Origin of the sequence: Sphingomonas turrisvirgatae, from assembly GCF_001721295.1 — a bacterium.
GTDB lineage: Bacteria > Pseudomonadota > Alphaproteobacteria > Sphingomonadales > Sphingomonadaceae > Sphingomonas > Sphingomonas turrisvirgatae.
Genome location: NZ_MDDS01000004.1, coordinates 25,769 through 47,159 on the forward strand (window position 1 = coordinate 25,769; position 21,391 = coordinate 47,159).

Annotated in this window: 20 protein-coding genes and 1 tRNA gene; 13 read left to right on the top strand and 8 right to left on the bottom strand. The window is 66.5% G+C overall.

Annotated elements, in window-relative coordinates:
* Window positions 1-46: 46 nt before the first annotated feature.
* The 3 genes from BFL28_RS00880 to BFL28_RS00890 all read right to left on the bottom strand — a co-directional run bounded on the left by BFL28_RS00880 (window position 47) and on the right by BFL28_RS00890 (window position 4,227).
* Window positions 47-967, bottom strand: a complete 921-nt coding sequence (locus BFL28_RS00880; protein WP_069318761.1) for a TraB/GumN family protein — start codon at window positions 965-967, stop codon at window positions 47-49.
* 27 nt (window positions 968-994) lie between these two features.
* Window positions 995-2,533 (bottom strand): sodium:solute symporter, encoded by a 1,539-nt coding sequence (locus BFL28_RS00885; protein WP_241527166.1) that lies wholly within the window; start codon window positions 2,531-2,533, stop codon window positions 995-997.
* Window positions 2,534-2,643: 110 nt separating this feature from the next.
* Entirely contained in the window at window positions 2,644-4,227 is a 1,584-nt protein-coding gene (locus tag BFL28_RS00890) for a lysine--tRNA ligase (protein ID WP_069318763.1), read from the bottom strand.
* 116 nt (window positions 4,228-4,343) lie between these two features.
* On the opposite strand from BFL28_RS00890, the gene BFL28_RS00895 reads away from it, so the two are divergent.
* From BFL28_RS00895 to feoB, 3 genes are all read left to right on the top strand, one after another.
* Complete coding sequence (locus BFL28_RS00895; RefSeq protein ID WP_241527167.1) at window positions 4,344-5,195, top strand: rhamnogalacturonan acetylesterase; 852 nt, start codon at window positions 4,344-4,346, stop codon at window positions 5,193-5,195.
* A gap of 66 nt (window positions 5,196-5,261) precedes the next feature.
* Entirely contained in the window at window positions 5,262-5,510 is a 249-nt protein-coding gene (locus BFL28_RS00900) for a FeoA family protein (protein WP_069318764.1), read from the top strand.
* The gene (gene feoB, locus BFL28_RS00905) at window positions 5,507-7,351 is read left to right on the top strand and encodes a ferrous iron transporter B (RefSeq protein WP_069318765.1); all 1,845 of its coding nucleotides are present in this window, start codon (window positions 5,507-5,509) and stop codon (window positions 7,349-7,351) included. Before BFL28_RS00900 ends, feoB begins: the two co-directional genes overlap by 4 nt.
* 240 nt (window positions 7,352-7,591) lie before the next feature.
* Here feoB and BFL28_RS00910 read toward each other — a convergent pair whose 3' ends face one another.
* Window positions 7,592-7,765, bottom strand: a complete 174-nt coding sequence (locus BFL28_RS00910) for a DUF4169 family protein (RefSeq protein ID WP_069318766.1) — start codon at window positions 7,763-7,765, stop codon at window positions 7,592-7,594.
* Between the two features lie 36 nt (window positions 7,766-7,801).
* On the opposite strand from BFL28_RS00910, the gene ssb reads away from it, so the two are divergent.
* Both ssb and BFL28_RS21645 read left to right on the top strand, forming a co-directional pair.
* Window positions 7,802-8,371, top strand: coding sequence for a single-stranded DNA-binding protein (ssb, locus tag BFL28_RS00915; protein ID WP_069318767.1), 570 nt, complete (start codon window positions 7,802-7,804; stop codon window positions 8,369-8,371).
* Window positions 8,372-8,453: 82 nt separating this feature from the next.
* Entirely contained in the window at window positions 8,454-9,092 is a 639-nt protein-coding gene (locus tag BFL28_RS21645) for a methyl-accepting chemotaxis protein (RefSeq protein WP_069318768.1), read from the top strand.
* A gap of 61 nt (window positions 9,093-9,153) precedes the next feature.
* On the opposite strand, the gene BFL28_RS00925 is transcribed toward BFL28_RS21645, so the two are convergent.
* Window positions 9,154-9,240: transfer RNA gene (locus BFL28_RS00925), tRNA-Leu, on the bottom strand.
* A gap of 155 nt (window positions 9,241-9,395) precedes the next feature.
* On the opposite strand from BFL28_RS00925, the gene BFL28_RS00930 reads away from it, so the two are divergent.
* Window positions 9,396-10,724: an MATE family efflux transporter gene (locus BFL28_RS00930; protein WP_241527168.1), complete on the top strand. Its 1,329-nt coding sequence runs from the start codon at window positions 9,396-9,398 to the stop codon at window positions 10,722-10,724.
* Here BFL28_RS00930 and BFL28_RS00935 read toward each other — a convergent pair.
* Window positions 10,696-11,403: a zinc-ribbon domain-containing protein gene (locus tag BFL28_RS00935; RefSeq protein WP_069318770.1), complete on the bottom strand. Its 708-nt coding sequence runs from the start codon at window positions 11,401-11,403 to the stop codon at window positions 10,696-10,698. The genes BFL28_RS00930 and BFL28_RS00935 overlap by 29 nt on opposite strands.
* 171 nt (window positions 11,404-11,574) lie before the next feature.
* On the opposite strand from BFL28_RS00935, the gene ftsE reads away from it, so the two are divergent.
* From ftsE to BFL28_RS00955, 4 genes are read left to right on the top strand one after another with little or no spacing between them, the layout of a single operon-like run.
* Window positions 11,575-12,312 (top strand): cell division ATP-binding protein FtsE, encoded by a 738-nt coding sequence (gene ftsE / locus BFL28_RS00940; RefSeq protein ID WP_069318771.1) that lies wholly within the window; start codon window positions 11,575-11,577, stop codon window positions 12,310-12,312.
* On the top strand, window positions 12,309-13,199 hold the full coding sequence (locus BFL28_RS00945; protein WP_069318772.1) for a cell division protein FtsX: 891 nt from the start codon (window positions 12,309-12,311) through the stop codon (window positions 13,197-13,199). Before ftsE ends, BFL28_RS00945 begins: the two co-directional genes overlap by 4 nt.
* The gene (locus BFL28_RS00950) at window positions 13,196-13,738 is read left to right on the top strand and encodes a YdcF family protein (RefSeq protein ID WP_069318773.1); all 543 of its coding nucleotides are present in this window, start codon (window positions 13,196-13,198) and stop codon (window positions 13,736-13,738) included. Before BFL28_RS00945 ends, BFL28_RS00950 begins: the two co-directional genes overlap by 4 nt.
* A complete protein-coding gene (locus BFL28_RS00955) occupies window positions 13,731-14,429 on the top strand; it encodes a lysophospholipid acyltransferase family protein (protein ID WP_069318774.1) in 699 nt (232 codons plus the stop codon). Before BFL28_RS00950 ends, BFL28_RS00955 begins: the two co-directional genes overlap by 8 nt.
* Here BFL28_RS00955 and BFL28_RS00960 read toward each other — a convergent pair.
* Together BFL28_RS00960 and hisC are read right to left on the bottom strand one after the other, a co-directional pair.
* Complete coding sequence (locus BFL28_RS00960) at window positions 14,426-15,163, bottom strand: prephenate dehydrogenase (protein WP_069318775.1); 738 nt, start codon at window positions 15,161-15,163, stop codon at window positions 14,426-14,428. The two genes, BFL28_RS00955 and BFL28_RS00960, sit on opposite strands and share 4 nt — an antisense overlap.
* Window positions 15,160-16,263, bottom strand: a complete 1,104-nt coding sequence (gene hisC, locus BFL28_RS00965) for a histidinol-phosphate transaminase (protein WP_069318776.1) — start codon at window positions 16,261-16,263, stop codon at window positions 15,160-15,162. The genes BFL28_RS00960 and hisC overlap by 4 nt, the downstream gene beginning before the upstream one ends.
* 100 nt (window positions 16,264-16,363) lie before the next feature.
* Between hisC and metX the strand changes: the two genes are divergently transcribed.
* From metX to BFL28_RS00980, 3 genes are all read left to right on the top strand, one after another.
* Window positions 16,364-17,479 carry a homoserine O-acetyltransferase MetX gene (gene metX, locus BFL28_RS00970; protein ID WP_069318777.1) on the top strand — a complete coding sequence of 372 codons (1,116 nt, stop codon included), beginning with the start codon at window positions 16,364-16,366 and terminating at the stop codon, window positions 17,477-17,479.
* Window positions 17,479-18,066 carry a methionine biosynthesis protein MetW gene (gene metW / locus BFL28_RS00975; RefSeq protein ID WP_069318863.1) on the top strand — a complete coding sequence of 196 codons (588 nt, stop codon included), beginning with the start codon at window positions 17,479-17,481 and terminating at the stop codon, window positions 18,064-18,066. The genes metX and metW overlap by 1 nt, the downstream gene beginning before the upstream one ends.
* Before the next feature lie 66 nt (window positions 18,067-18,132).
* The gene (locus tag BFL28_RS00980) at window positions 18,133-21,333 is read left to right on the top strand and encodes an amidohydrolase family protein (RefSeq protein WP_069318778.1); all 3,201 of its coding nucleotides are present in this window, start codon (window positions 18,133-18,135) and stop codon (window positions 21,331-21,333) included.
* Window positions 21,334-21,391 lie beyond the last annotated feature (58 nt).

Below are 21,391 nucleotides of genomic sequence, written 5' to 3' on the forward strand. Positions count from 1 at the left end.
GGGATCTCAGGCGGCTCCATCCGACCGTCAGCCGCCCGGCGAACGCTCAGTACTTCACGCGCTTCGTCTTCACCTTGCGCGCTTTCAGCATCGCCTGAACGCTGTCGCGCCCGGCGAGATGCCCGGCACCCACCGCGACGAACACCGTGCCCGGTTTCGCCAGCCGCGCCTTGATCCAGTCGGCCCAGCGCGCGTTGCGGTCCGCCAGCAACACTTTCGCCAGTTCCGGCGATTCGCGCAGTCCTTCGTTCATCAGCGTGCCCAGTCGCTCGGCGTCGCCGCTCGCCCAGGCCGAGATCAGCTTGGCGAACTCGCCCGGCGCCTCGTCCATCTTGTCGATCGCATCGGTCAACAGCTTCATCTGCGCCGCTTCCGGCAGCGCGTCGAAATAGCCGAATTGCTGGTCGACCGTCTCAAGCCCGCTCACCGGCTTTTTCGCCGCCTTGGCCGCCGCGTCCAGCGCCGCCTCGACTCCGCTGTCGGGGGCATAGCCGGCCCTGATCAGAGTCAGCATCGACAGCTGCGTGCCGGCAAGCCAGGGGTCGAACCGGTCTGCCACCGCTTGCGGCACGCCGGCATCGGCCATTGCCTTCAAGAACGCCGCACGCTTGTCGGCCGGCAGCTTCTCGCTCAGCGGCGGGCCGCTCATGGCGATGCCGTATTTCATCATCGCCGGCTGCACCGTGGCGAGGTCCGGCGTGCTGCCCAATTCGGTCACCAGCTCGCCGCTCGCATCGAACGCTTGCCTCACCGCCTCGTCGAACCAGCTAAGCCCGGGCTTGAGCAGGTGCACCGTCCCGAACAGATAGATGGTCGTGTCCTTGTCCTTCACCACCCATAGCGCCGGATCGGCGTCCTGCGTCGCCGCCGCAGCTGCGGGAGCAGGGGCGGCCGCCTGCGCGAAAGCCGCAGGCGCGTGGAACAGCAACGCAAAGGCTGCGGCACGGGCGAGAAGATTGCGGCGCATCGAAACTCCGATTTGATTTGCGCCTGTCTAGGCGATGGCCGCATCCGCCGCCACGCCCTTTCCGCGCGGAATGGCCGTCACCACAGCCGCGATCAGCGTCCCGATGCAAAGCTGGTAGGGAAAGGCGAGCGCAGTCTGTCCGCTCACGAACGGCTGGAGCAGCAGGACGGTCACGAACCCGGCGATCAGCCCGGCGATCACCGACATGGCGGTCCCGCGCCGCGTGAACACCGCGACGAAATAGACGCCCAGCAGCCCAGCATAGGCGAATACCATCACCTGCAGCGCGAATTCCAGCAGCGGCATGTCGCTGTGCCGCTGCCAATAGAAGCTCAGCACCGCCGTCGCGAACATCGCAAGGCCGACCGCCGCCATGCCCCAGCGCCCGGCGCGCACGAAATGCTTCGGCGTCACCGGGCCGCGCGCCTCGCGCCACGGCTGATAGAAGTCGGCGATCATCACCGACGACATGGCGTTCAGCGCCGAATTGGTCGTCGCCACTGCTGCCGCCGTAACCCCGATCGTCACCAGCCCGCGCAGGCCCGGCGGCACCTGCGTCAGGATGTAGTGGACGAACACCGTCACCTTCTCGCCTGAAAAGCTGGTCGCTGCCTGGTTCGCCTCGCCCATCAAATCGGGGCGAGCATAGAAGATGTGCAGCAACAGCCCGATCGTCACGAACATCGCGATCAGCGGCACGCTGGCGAGCTGCGACAGGATCAGCCCGCGCGCACCGGTTTTGGCGCTGGGACTGGCAAGCAGCCGCTGCGTCGTATCCTGGTCAAGGCCGGCATTGGCGATGTTGAGCAGCAGCAGTCCGGTAAAGATCGCCAGCACCGTGAAGGGCTTCGACAGATCGGTCGAAAAATCGAACAGTCGCAGCTTGTCCACGCCGCCCGGTGCGTGGCGCAGCGCGTCGATCAGCTCGGCGTTGCTTGCCGGGATCGACAGCCGCAGGAACACCAGCACCGCCAGTGCCGAGCCGGCATAGATCACGAACTGGATGAGGTCGTTCCAGATCACGGACTTGAGGCCGCCGTGAAAGGTGAACAGGAAACTGACCAGCATTACGCTCGCGGCCGACGCAATGATCGCATGCGCCTCGATGCTGCCGAACGCGACCATGGCGATCGCGATCGCTGCCAGATACACGCGCGCGCCACCCGCCAGCACCCGCCCGATCAGGAACATGCCGCCGGCCGCCTGCTTGGCGCGCGCATCGAACCGCGCCTCCAGCAGCTCGTACACCGTCGTCGCGCGCATCGCGTAAAAGCGCGGGATCAGCACATGCGCGACGAACAATGCCGCCAGGATCGGCGCGACTACCGCCCCCAGATAAGTATAATCGCCGCGATAGCCCTGATCCGGCGCGCCCAGAAAGGTTGCCGCGCTCTGCGTCGCCGACAGCACGGATACTGCCGCCAGCCATGCCGGCACGCTGCGCCCCGCAAGGAAATAATCGCGCGTATCCGCCGCCTTGAACCGCGAGAATGCCCAGCCGCCGATCAGGATCACGGCGAGATAGGCGGCGACCACGATCCAGTCGAGCGTTGCGAATTGCGGCATCATCGGCAGGGTGTAGCAGCCGTTACGCCGCTGTCATCAAAGTCCCTCTCCCACCGGGAGAGGGAGGGAGCCGCGCAGCGGCGGAAGGGTGAGGGCAGGGGCGCGGACGCTTACGCCTTCGCCAATGCCTCGCCGATCAGCTTCCGCGAATTCTCGACGCCGTACAGCGCGATGAAGCTGCCCATGCGCGGCCCCTGGCTCGACCCCAGCAATGTTTCGTACAGCGCCTTGAACCAGTCGCGCAGCGCTTCCTTGCCGAAGTGCGTCTTGCCGATCTCGTACACCGCGTCCTGGATCGTGTCGGCACTCGCATTCGGCCCCAGCGCCACCAGCTGCGCGTCCAGATCGCGCAGCGCCTCGACCTCCACACCTTGTGGCGCGCGGCGGTTTAGCGTCGGCGCGATGAAGTCGCGGCCATAGGCCAGCGCATAGCCGATCAGCGCGTCGAGCGCCGGGTGCTTCTCGGGCGTCGCATCGGGCAGATAATTGGCGAGATAGCCCCACACCTGTTCCTTGGTCGCTTCGCCCATCACGCCGACCAGATTGAGCAACAGGCCGAAGGTGACCGGCAGCGTCTCGCCCGGCACGTCGCCATTGTGGATGTGATGCACCGGATTGCCCAGCTTCTGCGCCACTTCCTGCGTCGGATAGTTCGCGCGGAACTGCCAGTAATCGTCCACCGCGCGCGGGATCACGCCCATGTGCAGCGCCTTGGCCTTTTTCGGCTCGCGATAGATGTAGAACGCCAGGCTCTCGTCGGGGCCGTAGGTCAGCCACTGGTCCAAGCTCAGGCCATTGCCCTTGGACTTCGAGATCTTCTCGCCCTTTTCGTCGAGGAACATCTCGTAGTTGAAGCCCTCGGGCGGTCGCCCACCCAGCACGCGCGCGATCTTGCTCGATTGCACGACCGAATCGATCAGGTCCTTGCCCGCCATCTCATAGTCGACGCCGAGCGCAACCCAGCGCATCGCCCAGTCGACCTTCCACTGCAGCTTGGCCTTGCCGCCAAGGATCGACTGCTCGATCCGCTCGCCCTCGTCGACGAAGGCGATCAGGCCGGTCTCGGCGTCCACCACTTCGACCGGCACCTGCAGCACGATGCCCGACTTCGGCGAAATCGGCAGCACCGGCGAATAGGTCGCCTGCCTCTCGGCACGCAGCGTCGGCAGCATCACGTCCATGATGCCTTGGTAATGCCGCAGCACGCCCTTCAGCGCGTCGTCGAACTGCCCGCCGGTATAATAGTCGGTCGACGACACGAATTCATACTCGAAGCCGAACCGGTCGAGAAACTGGCGCAGCATGGCGTTGTTGTGATGCGCGAAATTCTCGTATTTCTCGAAGGGATCGGGCACCTGCGTCAGCGGCTTGCCTAGATATTCGGCCAGCATCGCGCCATTGGGCACATTGTCCGGCACCTTGCGCAGGCCGTCCATGTCGTCGCTGAACGCGATGAGGCGGGTAGGGGTGTCGCTCAGCGTCTCGAACGCGTGCCGCACCATCGTCGTGCGCAGCACTTCGTTGAACGTGCCGATATGCGGCAGGCCCGAGGGACCATAGCCGGTTTCGAACAGCACCGGCGCACCCTGCTTGCCCTCGGGATAGCGCTTCAGCAGCTTGCGCGCCTCTTCATAGGGCCAGGCCTTGGAGTCGAGCGCGGCGGCGCGCAGTTGGGCAAGAGGGTGTTCGGTCATGCGTCGGCCATCTGGCTCACCTGCCGCCAAATCGCAATCTAGGACTCGCATGCCGCATTGACAGTGCCGCCGGCAGCGGGATGGTAGCGGTATCATAAAACTGAGGGAGCGCGTGGATGATGCGGGTCGGTCTGGCATTGGCGGCACTTGGCATGACAGGGTCCGCGCTCGCCCAGGAACGGCCGCCGGCTGGTTCGCCGCCGGTCATCCCGATCGCCGCGTCCAAGATCATCCTGGTCGGCGATTCGACGACCGCCGTGGTCGGCGGATGGGGACCCAGCTTCTGCGCCTATAACGTCACTTCCTTTGCTGCCTGCATCAACCTGGCGCGCGGCGGCCGTTCTTCGGGCAGCTATTTGTGGGAGGGATCGTGGAACCTCGTGCAGGGCGAAATGCGCACGCCCGGCTACCGGAATATCTGGGTGCTCATCCAGTTCGGCCATAACGATCAGCCGGGCAAGCCCGGTCGCTCGACCGATCTGGCGAAGGATTTTCCCGCCAATCTCGAACGCTATGTCCGCGACGTTCGGGCGGCCGGGGCGAAGCCGGTGCTCGTCACCCCGCTCACGCGCCGGATGTTCAAGGGCGCTGCGCTCGACAACGACCTTGAACCCTGGGCGGCATCGATCCGCACGGTGGCAAGGCGGCTGAACGTCCCGCTCGCCGATCTGAACGCCGTCAGCGTGAAGGCCGTGAACGAAATGGGCGAAGCCGCGGCCGAGCGTTTCGCGCCGCTCGCGAAAGACGCGGCGCCGTTCACCAGCGGCGGCCCACAGGCGACCGAAGTCGATGATCGGCCCGGCGGCAGCGTGCGGCTTTCGTTCGACCGCACGCATCTTGGCCTGCTCGGCGCGAATTACTTCGCGGACATGATGGCGCGCGAACTGGCCGTCGCAGTGCCCGAGATGCGCCCCTTGCTCCTTTCACTGCAGCAGCGGCCCGATGTGACTAATCATATCCGCCAATGACGCTTCGGCGCGGCGCCAGCCGAAAATACTGGCGCTGCGTGCCGGTAATTGATAATCGCTCGCATTATGAGTCACTCGCTGGCGCGTGCGTCGCGCAACGTCACTGGCACCGTCTCGTCGATCGACTGGGAAGCACTCAGCCCGGCAGAGGCGCGGCGGCTGCGTGAGTTCGGATTGGACGAGGGGGTCGAGGTCGAGCTGGTGAAGCCGGTCGGCTGGCTCGGCGGCCCTGCAGCAGTGCGGATCGGGCGGATGACCGTCGCGCTTCGCCGGCACATTACGGAGGCGATCAAGGTCGCAGTTCCGGCGGAATGAACGCCGTTCCGCTCGTTGCGCTCGTCGGCAATCCCAATGCCGGCAAGACCGCCCTGTTCAACGCCCTGACCGGCGCACGGCAAAAGGTCGGCAACTATCCTGGTGTGACGGTCGAGCGGCATGCCGGCCGCATGGCGCTGGACGATGGCCGTCCGATCGAGCTGGTCGATCTGCCCGGCACCTACAGCCTCGATCCGTCCAGCCCCGACGAACAGGTCACGCGCGACGTCGTGCTTGGCAAGCAGGCGGGCGAGCGCCTGCCCGACGCGCTGGTCGTCGTCGCGGATGCGTCGAACCTCGAAAATCATCTGCGCTTCGTGCTTCAGCTGCGCCAGCTCGGCCGGCCGATGATCGTCGCGCTCAACATGATCGACATGGCCACTCGCGACGGGCTGACGATCGATGCCGACGCCCTGTCCGCCGCGCTCGGCGTGCCGGTCGTCACCACCGTCGCGGTGCGCAAGCGCGGGCTGGATGACCTGCGCGCCGCGCTCGCCGGCGTGCTGCTGGGATCAAGGCCCGCAGCCCCGGCCGAGATCGAATCCGACATCCGCCATTTTCAGCGCGAGGCGCGGCGCATCGCCGCCGACGCGATCGTCGAACAGCCGGGCGGTCGCGCTTTCACGCGCGGTGTCGATCGCGTCGTGCTTCACCCGGTCGCCGGCCCGCTCATTCTCGCCACGGTCATGCTGGTCATGTTCCAGGCCGTCTACGCCTGGTCCGAAGCGCCGATCGGCTGGATCGAGGGGCTGCAAGGCTGGCTTGCGGAGAGCGCCGCCGCCTATCTGCCCGAAAATTTCCTGCGCGACCTGCTGATCGAAGGGATCATCAACGGCGTCGGCTCGGTGGTGGTGTTCCTGCCGCAGATCCTGATCCTGTTCTTCTTCATCCTGCTGCTCGAAGCGACTGGCTATATGGTCCGTGCCGCCTTCCTGATGGATCGGCTGATGTCGGGTATCGGGTTGTCGGGCCGTGCCTTCATCCCGCTGCTCTCGTCCTTTGCCTGCGCCATCCCCGGTATCATGGCGGCGCGCTCGATCGACGATCCCAGGGAACGGCTGACCACCATCCTGATCGCGCCGCTGATGACCTGTTCGGCGCGGCTGCCGGTTTATGCCGTGCTGATCGGCGCGTTCATCCCGGCGATCAGCGTCGGACCCGGCATCGGCTTGCAGGGGCTGGTGCTGTTCGGCCTCTATGTCGCCGGCATCCTCGGCGCGATCGCCGCCGCCTTCGTGCTGCGCATGACCGCGACCCGTGGGAAGGGCGGGGGCTTCATGATGGAGCTGCCGCGCTATCAGCTTCCCTCGATCCGCGACGTGCTGATCGGCATGTGGCAGCGCGCCTGGCTGTTTCTGCGCCGTGCCGGCACGATCATCATGGGCGTCACTGTGGCGCTGTGGCTGCTCGCTTCCTACCCCGTCGCGCCCGAAGGGGTGAAGCAGAGCGAATATTCGATCGCCGGCCGCGTCGCCTCGGGGCTTGAGGTCGTGCTCAAGCCGATCGGCTTCAATCATGAAATGAGCCTCGCGGTGATCCCCGCGATGGCCGCGCGCGAAGTGGCCGTGTCCGCGCTCCAGACGGTCTATTCGATCGATGCCGATGCGGATGAGGAAGGGCAGGCATTGGGTGCCCAGCTCGCCGCGCGCTGGTCGCTGCCGACGGCGCTCGCCTTCCTCGCCTGGTTCGTGTTCGCGCCGCAGTGCCTGTCGACCATTGCCGTCGCGCGGCGTGAGACCAACGGCTGGAAATGGCCGATCGTGATGATCGTCTATCTCTTCGCCGCAGCCTATGTCTTTGCCGGCATCACCTTCTGGACGGCGACCGCGCTGGGGCTCTGACGCGCGGGGCTGTCGACAGTCCCGCTGCCGATTGTCGAACGACGGCTTGAGTTCATCGCTGCAAGTTGGTCGGCATCGTTCTGACGCCCGGTGCCCGCGGGTCCGATTCCGGCCGCGAAATCACGACCGCCGACCCTGTTTCATGCCGCTAAATCATTGTAGTAAAGCGAGAAATTGACGGCGTTTCCTACATGTTCCCCATCCGCTATAATGCCGGCATGGCAAACACCAATGTCGAATCTAGTCCAGCTTGGCGTCGTCGATCGCTTTTTCGGCTCGGCTGCGCGCGGCATTGTCGCGCGCCCGCTCGGCCTTGGTCCGCCCGAACTTCGCGCGATTTGCATTGGCGTTATCCACCGCTGCGGCGCGTGCCTTGGCCTTGCGGGCCTTGTTCAGATTAATGATCTCGGCCATCCCATCCCTCGATAACGAATCTCAGGCGGAGTTAAAATGGCGGGCAGCGTCAACAAGGTCATCCTGGTCGGCAATTTGGGGCGCGATCCCGAAAGCCGCACCTTCTCGAACGGCGGCAAGGTCGTCGAACTGCGCATCGCCACCAGCGAAAGCTGGAAGGACCGCAACACGGGCGAGCGCAAGGAAAAGACCGAATGGCACACGGTCAAGGTCTTCAACGAAGGCCTCGCCAATGTCGCCGAGCGCTATCTGCGCAAGGGGTCGAAGGTTTACATCGAAGGCGCGCTGACCACGCGCAAGTGGCAGGATCAGCAGGGCCAGGACCGTTATTCGACCGAGATCACGCTGCAAGGCTTCAACAGCGTGCTGACCATGCTCGACGGCGCGCCCGGTCAGGGCGGCGGCGGCAGCAGCCGTGGCGGCGACGAGTGGGGCGGCGGCAATGATGAGTTCGCCGGCCAGTCGAGCAATCGCGGCGGCGGCTATGGCGGCGGCGGCAGCTCGGGCGGCGGTTTCGGCGGCGGCAGCCGTGGCGGTGGCGGCGGCGGCAGCAGCGGCGGCCGCAGCGACTTCCCGGACGATCTCGACGACGACGTCCCATTCTGATCGGGGCGCGCCAGCCGCCGCAATCGGCTGGCGCGCTACTGTCTTAACGACCTGTTGACCAAAGCTGCCCAATGGGTCGCCCATGGGTCAGGGACTTACCTTCGACAAGGATCGCGACAGCGGCAGCCACGGCGCGGCATGGCGGGCGCTATGCCGGTCGCAGGCAGTGATCGAATTCGATCTCGACGGCACCGTCCGCTGGGCGAACGACGTCTTCCTGACTCTGATGGGCTATCGCGCGAGCGATCTGTCGGGGCAGCACCATCGCATCTTCTGCGAGCCCGATTATGCCGCCGCGCCGGCCTATGCCGCCTTTTGGCAGCGGCTAGGCGCAGGCGAATTCGCCAGCGGCGAGTTCAAGCGCCTCGACCGGAACGGTCGCCCGTGCTGGCTCCAGGCGACCTACAATCCGATCCTCGACGCAAATGGCCGTCCGGAGCGCATCCTGAAGATTGCGACCGACATCACCCATGCCAAGCTGGTCAGCCTGGCGCTCGAAACCCGGATCCAGCAGCTCGCCGACATCGTGAACACGATCGACGCGATCGCCACCCGGACCAACCTTCTCGCGCTGAACGCCACGATCGAAGCGGCGCGCGCGGGCGAGGTCGGACGCGGCTTCGCGGTGGTCGCGGGCGAGGTCAAGAATCTCGCGGGCCAGACCCGCGTCGCGACCGTGCGCGCGACGCATATGTTGGCGGAAAAACTGTCGGATTTATAGCCGCCGGCCGATCGGCCCGCCCGGCGGCGTAGCCCGCAACCGGCGCTACCCGCGAAAGAAATGGTGCGGTCGAGAAGACTCGAACTTCCACGGCCTTTCGGCCACAACGACCTCAACGTTGCGCGTCTACCAGTTCCGCCACGACCGCACATTTCATGTCCGCCGGCGACCCGGCGGCTGGTAGGCAGCGGCCCCTAGCAAAGGGTTTCGGGGCTGGCAACACCCGTTACCGCGCTTTCCTAAACTTGTTTCACCAGCTACCGCCGCGGTCCCATGTTCGGCTCGCCAGACACTCGCGCTGAAATGCGCCGCATCCTTGCGCTGGCCTGGCCGGTGGTCCTCACCAGCCTCAACTGGACGATCATGCATGTCACCGACGTGGTGGTCGTCGGCTTGGTCGGCACGCATGAAGTCGCTGCGCTCGGTGCCAGCCGGACGCTGACCTATATCGGTATCGTCGTCGCGCTCGGCTGGTTGACGGGCGTCCTCGTTTTCGCCGCCCGTGCCGACGGGGCGGGGGACTTGCCCGCCACCGGCGCGGTGCTTCGCCAGGGGCTTGTGCTCGGCCTGGTGCTTGGCCTGATCAGCGGCGGCACGCTGTTCTTCTTCGCGAGCCCGCTGCTGCTTGGCGTCGGCGTCGATCCCGGAATCGCGCCCGCCGCCGCCAGCGTGGTGCGCACCATGGCGCTCGGCTATCCTTTCCAGCTGCTGACAGTCGCCGCCACCTTCTTTCTCGAAGGGGTCAGCCGACCGCGCCGGGTGATGGCGGTCAACCTCTCGATCCTGCCGATCAACGCGCTGCTCGCCTGGGTGCTTGCGACCGGGCAGTTCGGCTTGCCGGCGATGGGCGCGGTGGGCGCGGCGCTGGCGACCGTCATCGCCATCGTCATCAGCGCCGTCGCGATGCTCGTCGCCGCCTTCACGCTGCCTCGCGCGCGCGAACGGCAGGTGCGCGACTGGCGCGATTTCGGATCGCCTGCGATGTGGCGCGGCGTCTGGGCACTGCTCGCCTTCGGCCTTGTTCCCGCTATCGCCTCGGGGCTCGAGTTGGCCGGATTCTCGATCCTCATCGCGCTGTCCACTCAGCTGGGCGAGGCGACGACGCACGCTTTCCAGATCGTCTTCTCGGTGCACAACGTCACCTTTGCCTTTGCGCTGGGGCTCGGTTCGGCGGCCGGCGTGCGCGCCGGCAATGCGGTGGGGGAGGGGCTTGCCGCGGAGGCCGGGCCGCGCACGGCGATCGCCGCGGGCCTTGCCGCTGCGATCATGGCTGTCCTCGCCGTGCCGCTCACCCTGTTCCCGATGCTGGCGGTCAGCGGCTTTCCCGCGAGCCGCGAGGTGGCGCTCATCGCCGCCGGCATGCTGGGCCTGTGGGCGCCGTTTATCCTGTTCGACGGCTTGCAGGTGGTCTTCGTCTATGCGCTGCGCTCACTCGGCGACCAGGTATTCGCCGGCTTGAACGGTATCCTGTCCTTCTTCCTGCTGACCGGTGCGCTGGGGCTGGTAACCGTCCATGCCGGTTGGGGGGCGCGCGGCCTGGTGGTCGCGTCCGCTGCGGGCATGGTTGCCGCCGCGCTGCTAAACGGTGCGCGGCTCTACTGGATCACGCACCGGTTTCGCCTGAAAAGCTGAACCACAGGCTCTTGCCGGTCTGCGGCACGTCGAGCTTGCCGCTGTTGAACTCAAGGCTGCCGCCCGGCGGCAGCGTGCGTGGATCGGGCGTGATCGTCCAGTTATAGACGACCTTGTTGTTGGCGTCGCGCAACTCGGCCAGGATGTTCGGCACGCGCTGGCGCTCCTTGGTCGGGTTGAGCACTTGCCCGCTGACCACGAACAGCTCTCCGCCATTCAGCCGCGGCTTGCGCTCGACCGTCTGCGAGGTGAAGATGAGCGGCGTCTGCGCAGCGCCGACTGGCAGGCCGAGCTGTGCGGCTAGGCTCGGCGCGCCGCTATAGATGATCGCGCCGGCACCCAGCAGCATCGACACGCCGGCGATGATCGCGGCGGCGGTCCACCGCTTTTCGGGGTTGCGGCGCGGCTTGAACGGCGGCTCGTGCGCGAAGGGGTCGTAGTCGCGCGCCTGGGTTGCGGCCGGGGCAGGCTGCGCCACCGGTGCTGCCGGCGGGGGCGGCGGCGGGGCGGAATATGCGTCGGCGCGGATCACGTCGGGCGCGGGCATCGCCACCACGCCGGCGGGTAGTTGATGCCAGCTGTGGCGACAGCTGGCGCAGCGCACCGTCCGCCCCTCGCCCCCGATGGCGGCATCGGGGACCAGATAGCGGGTGCGGCATTCAGGACATTCGAGGATCATCGCGTTGACCAGTTCGGCACGCGACGGTTCAGGCCGTCGCCGGTCCCGAATCTAAACACCTGGTTGGCACGATTGGCAAGGGGCAAGCCGCTGCGCTTGAGCCGATGGGACGGCTGTGCGATGGCTGGGTCTTCGGGGGTTTGTTGATCAGGAGCGGCCGGGCGCCGGCACATGGCCAATATCGTTCAGTTCGAGAATGTCGGCCTGCGCTATGGCACCGGGGCGGAGACGCTGAGCGACATCAGCTTCACGCTGAGCGCCGGCAGCTTCTATTTCCTGACCGGCGCATCCGGTGCGGGCAAGACCTCGCTGCTCAAGCTGCTATATCTTGCGCAGCGGCCGACGCGCGGCATCGTGCGACTGTTCGGCGAAGATGCCGGCGCGCTCCCTCGCAAGCGACTGCCCGGCTTCCGCCGCCGCATCGGCGTGGTCTTTCAGGATTTCCGCCTGCTCCCGCATCTTTCCGCCCACGACAATATCGCGCTGCCGCTGCGCGTCGCGGGCATGCCGGAGGACGAGATCGAGGGCCCGGTGCGCGAGATGCTCGCCTGGGTTAATCTGCGCGACCGCGCCCATGCCAAGCCGCCGACGCTATCGGGCGGCGAGCAGCAGCGCATCGCCATCGCCCGTGCCGTGATCACCCGGCCCGAGGTGCTGGTCGCCGACGAGCCGACCGGCAACGTCGATCCGGAAATGGCCGAGCGCTTGTTGCATTTGTTCGAATCGCTCAACCGGCTGGGTACGACAGTGGTCGTCGCCACGCACGACTTTCAGCTCATCAACCGCATCCCGGATGCGCGTATGATGCGGATCGAGCGCGGACGGCTCAGCGATCCGACCGGTGCGCTGCGCCACCCGCCGGGCCGGGCTGGATCGGGCGACGCTGCATCCAGCAATGGCCCCGTATGAGCTGGCCGTTCCGCGACCAGCCGCAGCGCCGCCTGCTCGACGAAAGCCTGCGCACCAAGTCGATGCTGTGGATCATGGGCATCATGCTGTTCCTGACCACGCTCGCCGCTGCGGCGGGCTTGGGAATGGCAAGCGCCAGCCGGGCGCTCGACCGCCAGCTTGCCGGGCGGCTGACGATCCAGCTGGTCGAAGCCGACGCCGCCCGCCGCGATGCTGCGGTGCGCGGCATCATGGCCAGCGTCCGCCGCCTGCCACAGGTGCGCCGCGTCGCCGAGGTCGATCGCGCGCGGCTGGCCGAATTGCTCCAGCCTTGGCTGGGCGATGCGGGGCTCGATGCCGAACTGCCGATGCCGGCGATGATCGACGTCGATCTCGCCTCGGGCGACGAAGCCGATGTGGCGGCGGTTAAGCGCGCCGCCCAGACGGTCGCGGCGACGGCGCGAGTCGATCGCCATGCGCAGTGGCTCTCGCCCGTGGCGAGCTTCCTCGCCATCATGACTTGGTTCGCTGCGGCGCTGGTCGTGCTGATGGCGCTTGCCACCACCGCCGTGGTGCTGCTCGCAGCCCGTGCCGGTCTCGACATGCACCGCGACACCATCGCCGTGCTGCACATGCTGGGTTCGACCGACCGGCAAGTGGCGCGCCTGTTTCAGCGGCGCATCGCGTTCGATACGCTGATGGGCGGGTTGCTCGGCACCTGCGCCGCGCTGGCCGCGATCTGGCTGCTCGGGCGACAGGCCGGCGCGCTCGGCTCGGAACTGCTGAGCGGCGTCGCGCTTGCGCGATCCGACTGGCTCATGCTGGCGGCAATCCCCGCCGTCTTCGCCTCGATGGCCATGGTTGCCGCGCGATCGGGCGTGCTGCGCGCCCTGGGACGGACGCTGTGATCTGGCGCATCCTCGGCCTGCTGGTCCTGGCCTGGGCGCTTGGCTTCGCCTTGTTCATGCTGGCGCTCGGCAAGCCGCTCGATCCTGGCGTGCGCACAGACGGCATTGTCGTACCGACCGGCGGGGCAGGGCGCATCGATCGAGGCATCGCGTTGATCGAGGCACGCGCGGCAAAGCGCATGCTCATCACCGGTACCGACCCCACCGTCCGCCCGATCGAACTGGCGGTGCAGTACAAGGCGCCGCCGCGCCTGTTCGCCTGCTGCATCGACCTGGGTCATGAAGCGGTCGATACCCGCTCCAACGCTGACGAGAGCGCCGCATGGGTTCGCAACCGGCGCTACAAGTCGGTGCGCCTTGTGACGGCCGACTGGCATATGCCGCGCGCGAAGCTGGAACTGTCGAACGCGCTGGGCGGCGAGGTTCAGGTGATCGGCGACGGCGTGCGGACCCAGCCGCGTTTCGCCATGCTGCTGCGCGAATATCACAAATATCTGGTCCGCCGGATCGTCCTGCTGGCAAGGATCGGCGATGGGTAACTGGCTGCGCAATCTTGCCTTTTCGATCGTGTTCTATGGCGGCTCCGTGCCGATCGTGCTCGGCGCGCCGATCGCCGCCATGTTCGGCAAGAAGGTCATTCGCCCCTATTGCATGGGCTGGGCCGGGTTCGGCGTGTGGTGCGCGCGACACATCATGGGCATCCGCTTGGCGATCGAGGGGCAGCAAGTCGCGGGTCCGGCGCTTTATGCCGCCAAACACCAGTCGATGTTCGAGACGATGGCGCTTGCGCGCGCGCTCGGCACGCCGGCGATCGTGATGAAGCAGGAACTGGCGCGCATCCCGATCTGGGGTTGGGCGACGCAGCAATATGGTATCATCCTGGTCGATCGGGAGGCCTCGGCAGCCGCGCTGCGGCGGATGATGCGCGAAGCGGGCGAGGCGCTTGCCGAAGGCCGCTCGATCCTGATTTTCCCTGAGGGCACGCGCGTGCCGCCGGGAGAGACGCCCCCGCTGCGCTCAGGCTTTGCGGGCCTCTACCGCGCGCTCAAGCTGCCGGTTGTGCCCGTCGCGCTCGACAGCGGGCTGGTCTGGCCGCGCAAGGGGCGCAAACGGCCCGGCACCGTCACCTTCCGCTTCGCAGCGCCGGTGCCGCCCGGCCTCAAGCGGGATGAGGTCGAAACCATCGTGCATGGCGCGATCAACGCGCTCGAGCCGCCCGCGCCGAGCTAGGCTGCTTTCCCGGCCGCCAGGCTTTCCGCCAGCAAGCCGTTCGCCTCGGCGATGAACTGCTGCGTGATCTCCGCGGCAAAGGGATTGAGGTTCTGGATCGCGAAGAACAGTTCCTTGGTGTCGTCACGGATCAGCCCGCACAGTTCGAGCAGATGCTGATAGCTGTTGGTCTTCAGCTCTTCGTCGGGAATTCGGATGTTCACCAGCGTCCGCCCGATCAAGTGGGTGAGCGCCTGGACATAAGCCATTTCGCGGTCATGCTCTTCGGCAGTCGTGATTGAGACCTTGAGGCCCAGGCTGCGGCCGAAGGCTGCGACCTTTTCATGCCGGTTGCCGCGCACCGGGCACACCACCAGCGGCTGGCCGGTAAGGCCGTTACGGGCGCTCTGCGGGCCGAACAGCGGATGCGTCGCCACGATATCCACGCTCGGCGGCAATGCCTCGGCCATCCAGCGTGCCGGCAGCATCTTCACCGAAGCCACATCCAGGACCAGCGCACCGGGGCGAACCACCGGCGCGATCCGGGCGATGACGCCCGCCATCGCCTGCACCGGCACGGCGAGCATGACGATGTCGGCGGCGGCGGCCGCTTCGATCGAGCCGGTTGCGACATTCAGGCCCTGTGCCGCCGAAACATCGCCGGGATCAGCCACCATCACGTCGAAATGATCGCGCAAGTGTCGCGCGGCGAGTTGTCCGAAGCGCCCGAAACCGATGATGCCGAAGCGTTTCACCCGCGCGCGTCGGCGATCAGCCGCTGCAGGATCGCGACCACCGCCTTCGTCTCGTCCTCGGTCCCGATGGTGATGCGAAGGCCATGCGCCAGCCCCTGGCCAGGCAGCCAGCGGACGATGTACCCCTCGTCCATCAGCCCCTTGTACGCGGCCTCGGCGGTCAGCGTGCCTTCGAACAGCACCAGCACGAAATTCGCCTGGCTCGGCACTGCGCGCAGCCCGGCATTGCCCAGCTTTGCGATCTCGTCGGCGAACCAGCGCCGCCACTGCGCATTATGCGCGCGCGTATGCTCGATGAACTCGGCGTCGTTCAGTGCCGCGACCGCCGCGGCCGTGCCGGCGATGGTGATGCTGAAAGGCAGGCGGATGCGGTGCATCGCTTCGATGATCTCGGCCGAGGCATAGCCCCAGCCGATCCGCTCGGCGGCAAGGCCATAGAGTTTCGAGAAGGTGCGCGTGACCAGCACGTTGGGTGCGGACGTCGCCAGCTCCATGCCCCCGTCATCGATCTCGCCGTCGATATATTCGGCATAGGCGTGGTCGAGCACGAGCAGGATGTCGCTGCGCAGGCCAGCGTGCAGCCGCGCGATCTCTTCGCGGCTCGCATAGGTGCCGGTCGGATTGTTGGGGTTGGCGACATACACCATCCGCGTGCGGGGCGTCACGCTGGCGAGGATCGCGTCGACGTCGGTCGCATAATCCTTGTCCGGCGCGATCACCGGCACCGCGCCCACCCGGCGGATCGCGATCGGATAGACGGCGAAGCCATAGTTCACATAGATGACCTCGTCGCCCGGCCCGGCAAAGGCGCCGGCCACAAGGTGCAGGATCTCGTCCGATCCATTGCCATAGATGATGCGCGCCGGATCCAGGCCATGCTTGGCGGCTAGCGCCTCGCGCAGCTCCACCGCGCTCGCATCGGGATAGCGTTCCAGCGAACCCGATGCCGAGGCAAAGGCCTCGCGCGCGGCGGGCGAGGTGCCGAGCGGGTTCTCGTTCGACGACAGCTTGATCGCCTTGCGGCCGTCATCGGTCTGGGCGCGCCCCGGCACATAGGGGGCGATGTCCATGATCCAGGGCTTTGGGACAGGTGCGTTCATGGCGGCGCATCTGCCCGCTAACCGCGAGCGACGCAAGGTTGCGACCCAGTGTTGTTGCCCAGTGTTGCGGACAACTCGCATGGCTCGTAACACGCCCGCCATGTCGGATGACGCACGCTACGGCCTCGCCCGCCACGTGACGCTGCCGGGGCCGCTGCGCCTCGACGGCGGCGTGCTGCTGTCGCCGGTCGAAATCGCCTATGAAACCTATGGCGAGCTGGCGGCAGACGGCGGCAATGCGATCCTGATCTGCCACGCGCTGACTGGCGACCATCACGTCGCCTCGCCGCACCCGGTGACGGGAAAGCCTGGTTGGTGGACGCGCATGGTAGGGGCGGGCAAGCCGATCGATCCCGCGCGGCACTTCATCATCTGCGCCAATGTGCTGGGCAGCTGCATGGGGTCTTCCGGCCCGGCAACGATCAATCCCGCGAGCGGCGCGCCATGGGGGATGAGCTTCCCCGTCATTACCATTCGCGACATGGTGCGCGCGCAGGCGATGCTGCTCGATCACCTGGGGGTCGGTCGGCTCAAGGCAGTGGTCGGCGGATCGATGGGGGGGATGCAGGCGCTCAGTTGGCCTGCGACCTTCCCCGATCGAGTTGAGGGGACGGTCGTCATCGCCTCGACCGCGCGGCATTCGGCGCAGAATATCGCGTTTCACGAAGTTGGGCGACAGGCGGTGATGGCCGATCCGCGCTGGAACGGCGGAGCTTATTACGGATCGGAACCGCCGGCTGCGGGCTTGGCCGTGGCGCGTATGGCGGCCCATATCACTTACCTGTCCGAAGCGGGGCTGACCGAGAAGTTCGGGCGACGCTTGCAGGCGCGAGAGGCCAAATCGTTCGGTTTCGACGCCGACTTCCAGGTCGAATCCTATCTGCGCCATCAGGGGCTTAGCTTCGTCGATCGGTTCGATGCCAACGCCTATCTCTACATCACCCGGGCAATGGACTATTTCGACCTTGCCGAAGAACATGGCGGCGTCCTTGCCAACGCATTCCGCGAGACCAGATCGCGTTTCTGCCTCGTCAGCTTCGACACCGACTGGCTGTATCCGACGCGCGAATCGCGTGCGGTCGTCCACGCCCTCAACGCTGCCGGTGCGCCGGTCAGCTTCGTCGAACTGTCTTCGCCCTATGGCCATGACGCCTTTCTGCTCGAGGCGCCGGAGTTGAATCGCGTCGTCGATGGCTTTTTGAGAGCCGGGCGATGATCGCGCTGCGCCCGGACCTTGCGATCATCGCGGCAAATGTCGCGCCGGGCAGCCGCGTGCTCGATGTCGGCTGCGGCGACGGCGCATTGATGGCCGCGCTGCGGGACGAACGCGGCTGCGACGCCCGGGGGCTCGAACTCGATCCGGCCAATGTCGCCTCGGCCGTCGGGCGCGGCCTGTCGGTGATCCAGGGCGACGCCGACACCGACCTGGCCGATTATCCCGACGCCAGCTTCGACTATGCGATCCTCAGCCAGACGCTGCAGACGACGATGCGACCGCATGTCGTGCTCGATCATCTGCTACGGATCGGCGAGCGGGCCGTCGTCTCCTTCCCGAATTTCGCACATTGGCGCGTGCGGCTTTCGCTGCTGTGGGGCGGACGCATGCCCGTCACGCGGCTGCTGCCGGTGCCCTGGTATGCGACGCCCAACATCCACCATGTCACGATCGACGATTTCCGGGCGTTCGTCGGGGAACGGGGCATCACGGTCGAGCGCGCCTGGTTCCTGTCGGGCGACCGGTCGACCAGCGCGGCGGCCGCCAACTTCCGCGCCGAACACGCCGTCTTCCTGCTGCGCAGATAAGCTCTTAACGCCACCCGTTTCGGCCGTTACGACTTGGCGCATAACAGGGTTCAGGAGGCTTCCAGCATGCGTCACTCGGTCGCCGGCGTTCTCGCCGCGCTTTTCGTCATGGGATCGGCGCAGGCTCAGGACAGGCCCGCCGACAAGCCGAAATGGGACGTCAACGCGCCGCAAGGCGCGGTGCTGAAACAGGCTGCGATCGACACCGACGAAGGCACCTGGATGGATGTCGACGTCTCGCCCGACGGCCGGACCATCGCCTTCACGCTGCTGGGTGACATCTATACGATGCCGATCACCGGCGGCACGCCGACGCGGATCGCGGAGGGGCTGGCATGGGAAGTCCACCCGCGCTTCTCGCCCGATGGCCGCCGCATCGCCTTCACCTCCGATCGTGGTGGCGGCGACAATATCTGGATCATGAACGTCGATGGCAGTGACAAGCGCCAGCTGACGAAGGAGGATTTCCGCCTCCTCAACCAGCCGAGCTGGTCGCCCGACGGCCAGTATATCGTCGCCAAGAAGCACTTCACCACGCAGCGCTCGCTCGGCACCGGCGAGATGTGGCTCTACCACGTCTCGGGCGGCAGCGGGGTCAAGCTGGTCAAGCGCGCCAACGAGCGGCTGCAAAAGGAGCTGGGCGAGCCGGTCTATGCGCCGGACGGCAAGTCGGTGTTCTTCACGCGCAACATCACGCCCGGCAACATATTCGAATATGCGCAGGATTCGAACACGAACCTGTTCAACATCGAACGCTATGACCTGGAAAGCGGCGAGGTCACGACCGCCGTTTCCGGCCTCGGCGGCTCGGTGCGTCCGACGCCGTCGCGTGATGGCAAGAAGATCGCCTTTGTCCGGCGCGAAGCCACGCGTTCGAAGCTCTACGTCAAGGACCTGACGAGCGGCGAAGAGCGCAAGATCTATGACGCGCTCGATCAGGACGTGCAGGAAACCTGGGCGGTCACCGGCGTCTATCCCAACATGGCGTGGACGCCCGACGACCGGTCGATCATATTCTGGGCACATGGCAAGCTGCGCCGCATCGATGCTGATGGCGGCAATGCCACGGTGATCCCGTTCCGCGTTGCCGACAGCCGCACGGTCGCTGCCGCGCCGCACCCGCAGATCGAGGTCGCGCCGGCCAGCTTCAGCACCAGGATGCCGAAATTTGCCGCGGTCTCGCCCGATGGTGGCCGCGTGGTGTTCGAAACGCTGGGCAAGCTGTGGATCCGCCCGGTCGCCGGTGGCGCGCCGCGCCGGCTCACCAACCTGGCCGAGGATGCCGGCCTCGAACTGTTCCCCAGTTGGTCGCGGGATGGTAAGTCGATCGTCTTCGTCGAGTGGAATGACGCAAAGCTCGGCCGTATCCGCACGGTGTCCGCCAGCGGCGGCGCGGCTCGCGACGTGACGAGCCAGCCAGGCAATTATGCGCGGCCCAGTTTCTCGCCCGATGGCAAGACCATCGTATTCGAAAAGGGCGGGCAGACCGGCCTCACGGCGCCGGGCTGGTCCGACAATCCCGGCATTTATCGAGTCGCCGCAACGGGTGGTACGCCGCAGCTGGTCGCCAAGGGGTTGGAGCGGCCGCAGTTCGGCGCGTCGAACGACCGTGTGTTCATGATGGAGGAGGGCGACGGCAAGAACACGCTCGTCAGCACCGACCTTTCGGGCGGCGGCAAGCGCACCCATGCCAGCGGCGAGCTTGCCAACGACTTCATCGTCGCGCCTGACGGGCGCAGCGTCGCATTCCGCCAGAACTATCAGGCCTATGCCATGCCGCTGATGCCCGGCGGGCAGGAAGTGGCCGTGGGGCCCAAAACCGACGCGCTGCCGGTGGTGAAGGTCAGCACCGATGGCGCCGATTACATTCACTGGTCGGGCGACGGATCGCGTCTCCACTGGAGCACCGGACCCACGCTGTTCACCGCTGACCGTGCGGCCTTTTTCACCAATGTCCCCGGCGGCGCGAAGCCGACGATCGCCACGCGGACGACGTCGCTCTCGATGCCGGTACAGGCGGCGCGCGCCACCGGCCGCTATGCGTTGACCGGCGCGCGCGTCGTCACCATGGCGGGTCAGGATGGCGGCATCATCGACAATACGACGATCCTGATCGATGGCGATCGCATCGTTCAGGTCGCGCCGACCGCGGCGATCCAGCTGCCCGCCGGCACGAAGACGATCGACGTCACCGGCAAGACGATCATCCCGGGGCTGGTCGATGCCCATGCCCATGGGCCGTATGGCGCGGACGAACTGGTGCCGCAGCAGAACTGGTCGCTGATCCAGAACCTCGCGCTCGGCACGACGACGATTCACGATCCGTCATCCTCGGCACGAACCGTATTCGCTGCGCAGGAGCGTCAGCGCGCCGGCAAGCTGCTGGGCCCGCGCATCTTCTCGACTGGGGAGATCGTCTATGGCGCGCGCAACGCCAACGTCTATGCCGAGATCAACAGCTATGAAGATGCGCTCGCGCACGTCCGCCGGCTGAAGGCGCAGGGCGCACACAGCGTCAAGAACTACAACCAGCCGCGCCGCGAGCAGCGCCAGATGGTGGTCGCCGCCGCCCGCGCGGAAGGGATGCAGGTGGTGGCCGAGGGCGGATCGCTGTTCGGCATGGACATGAACATCATCGCCGACGGCAATTCGACGCTGGAACACAACATCCCCGCGGACATCTTCTACAAGGATGTGGTGCAGATGTTCGGCCAGTCGGACACCAATTACACGCCCACGCTGGTCGTCAGCTATGGCGGCATGGCTGGCGACCCCTATTGGCGGCAGGCGACGAACGTCTGGGAAAACCCGCTGATGGTCCACACGCCCCCGGCGCAATTGCGCGCCGATAATTCGCGTGTCGTGAAGGCGCCCGAGAGCAACTTTGTCGATGACGACAATGCGCGCGAGGCGCTCAAGATCGCCCGGACGGGGAAGCTTGTGGCGATCGGCGCGCATGGGCAGCAGGCGGGCATCGGTTCGCACTGGGAATTGTGGAGCTTCGTGCGTGGCGGCATGACCCCGATCGAGGCGCTGCGCGCCGGCACGATCGATTCGGCAAAGTCGCTCGGCTTTGCCAAGGATGTCGGCTCGATCGAAGCGGGCAAGCTCGCCGACCTCGTCGTCCTCGACGCCGACCCCACCGCCGACATCCGCAACAGCGACAAGATCAGCCGCGTGATGCTGGGCGGGCGGTTGTATGATGCCAAGACGATGAACGAGGTGGAGACCGGGACGGCGAAGCGCGCGAAATACTGGTGGGAGTGAGACGCAGGCCGTCCTCTTGCTCCGTCATTCCGGCACAGGACCGGGATGACGCGGCGGT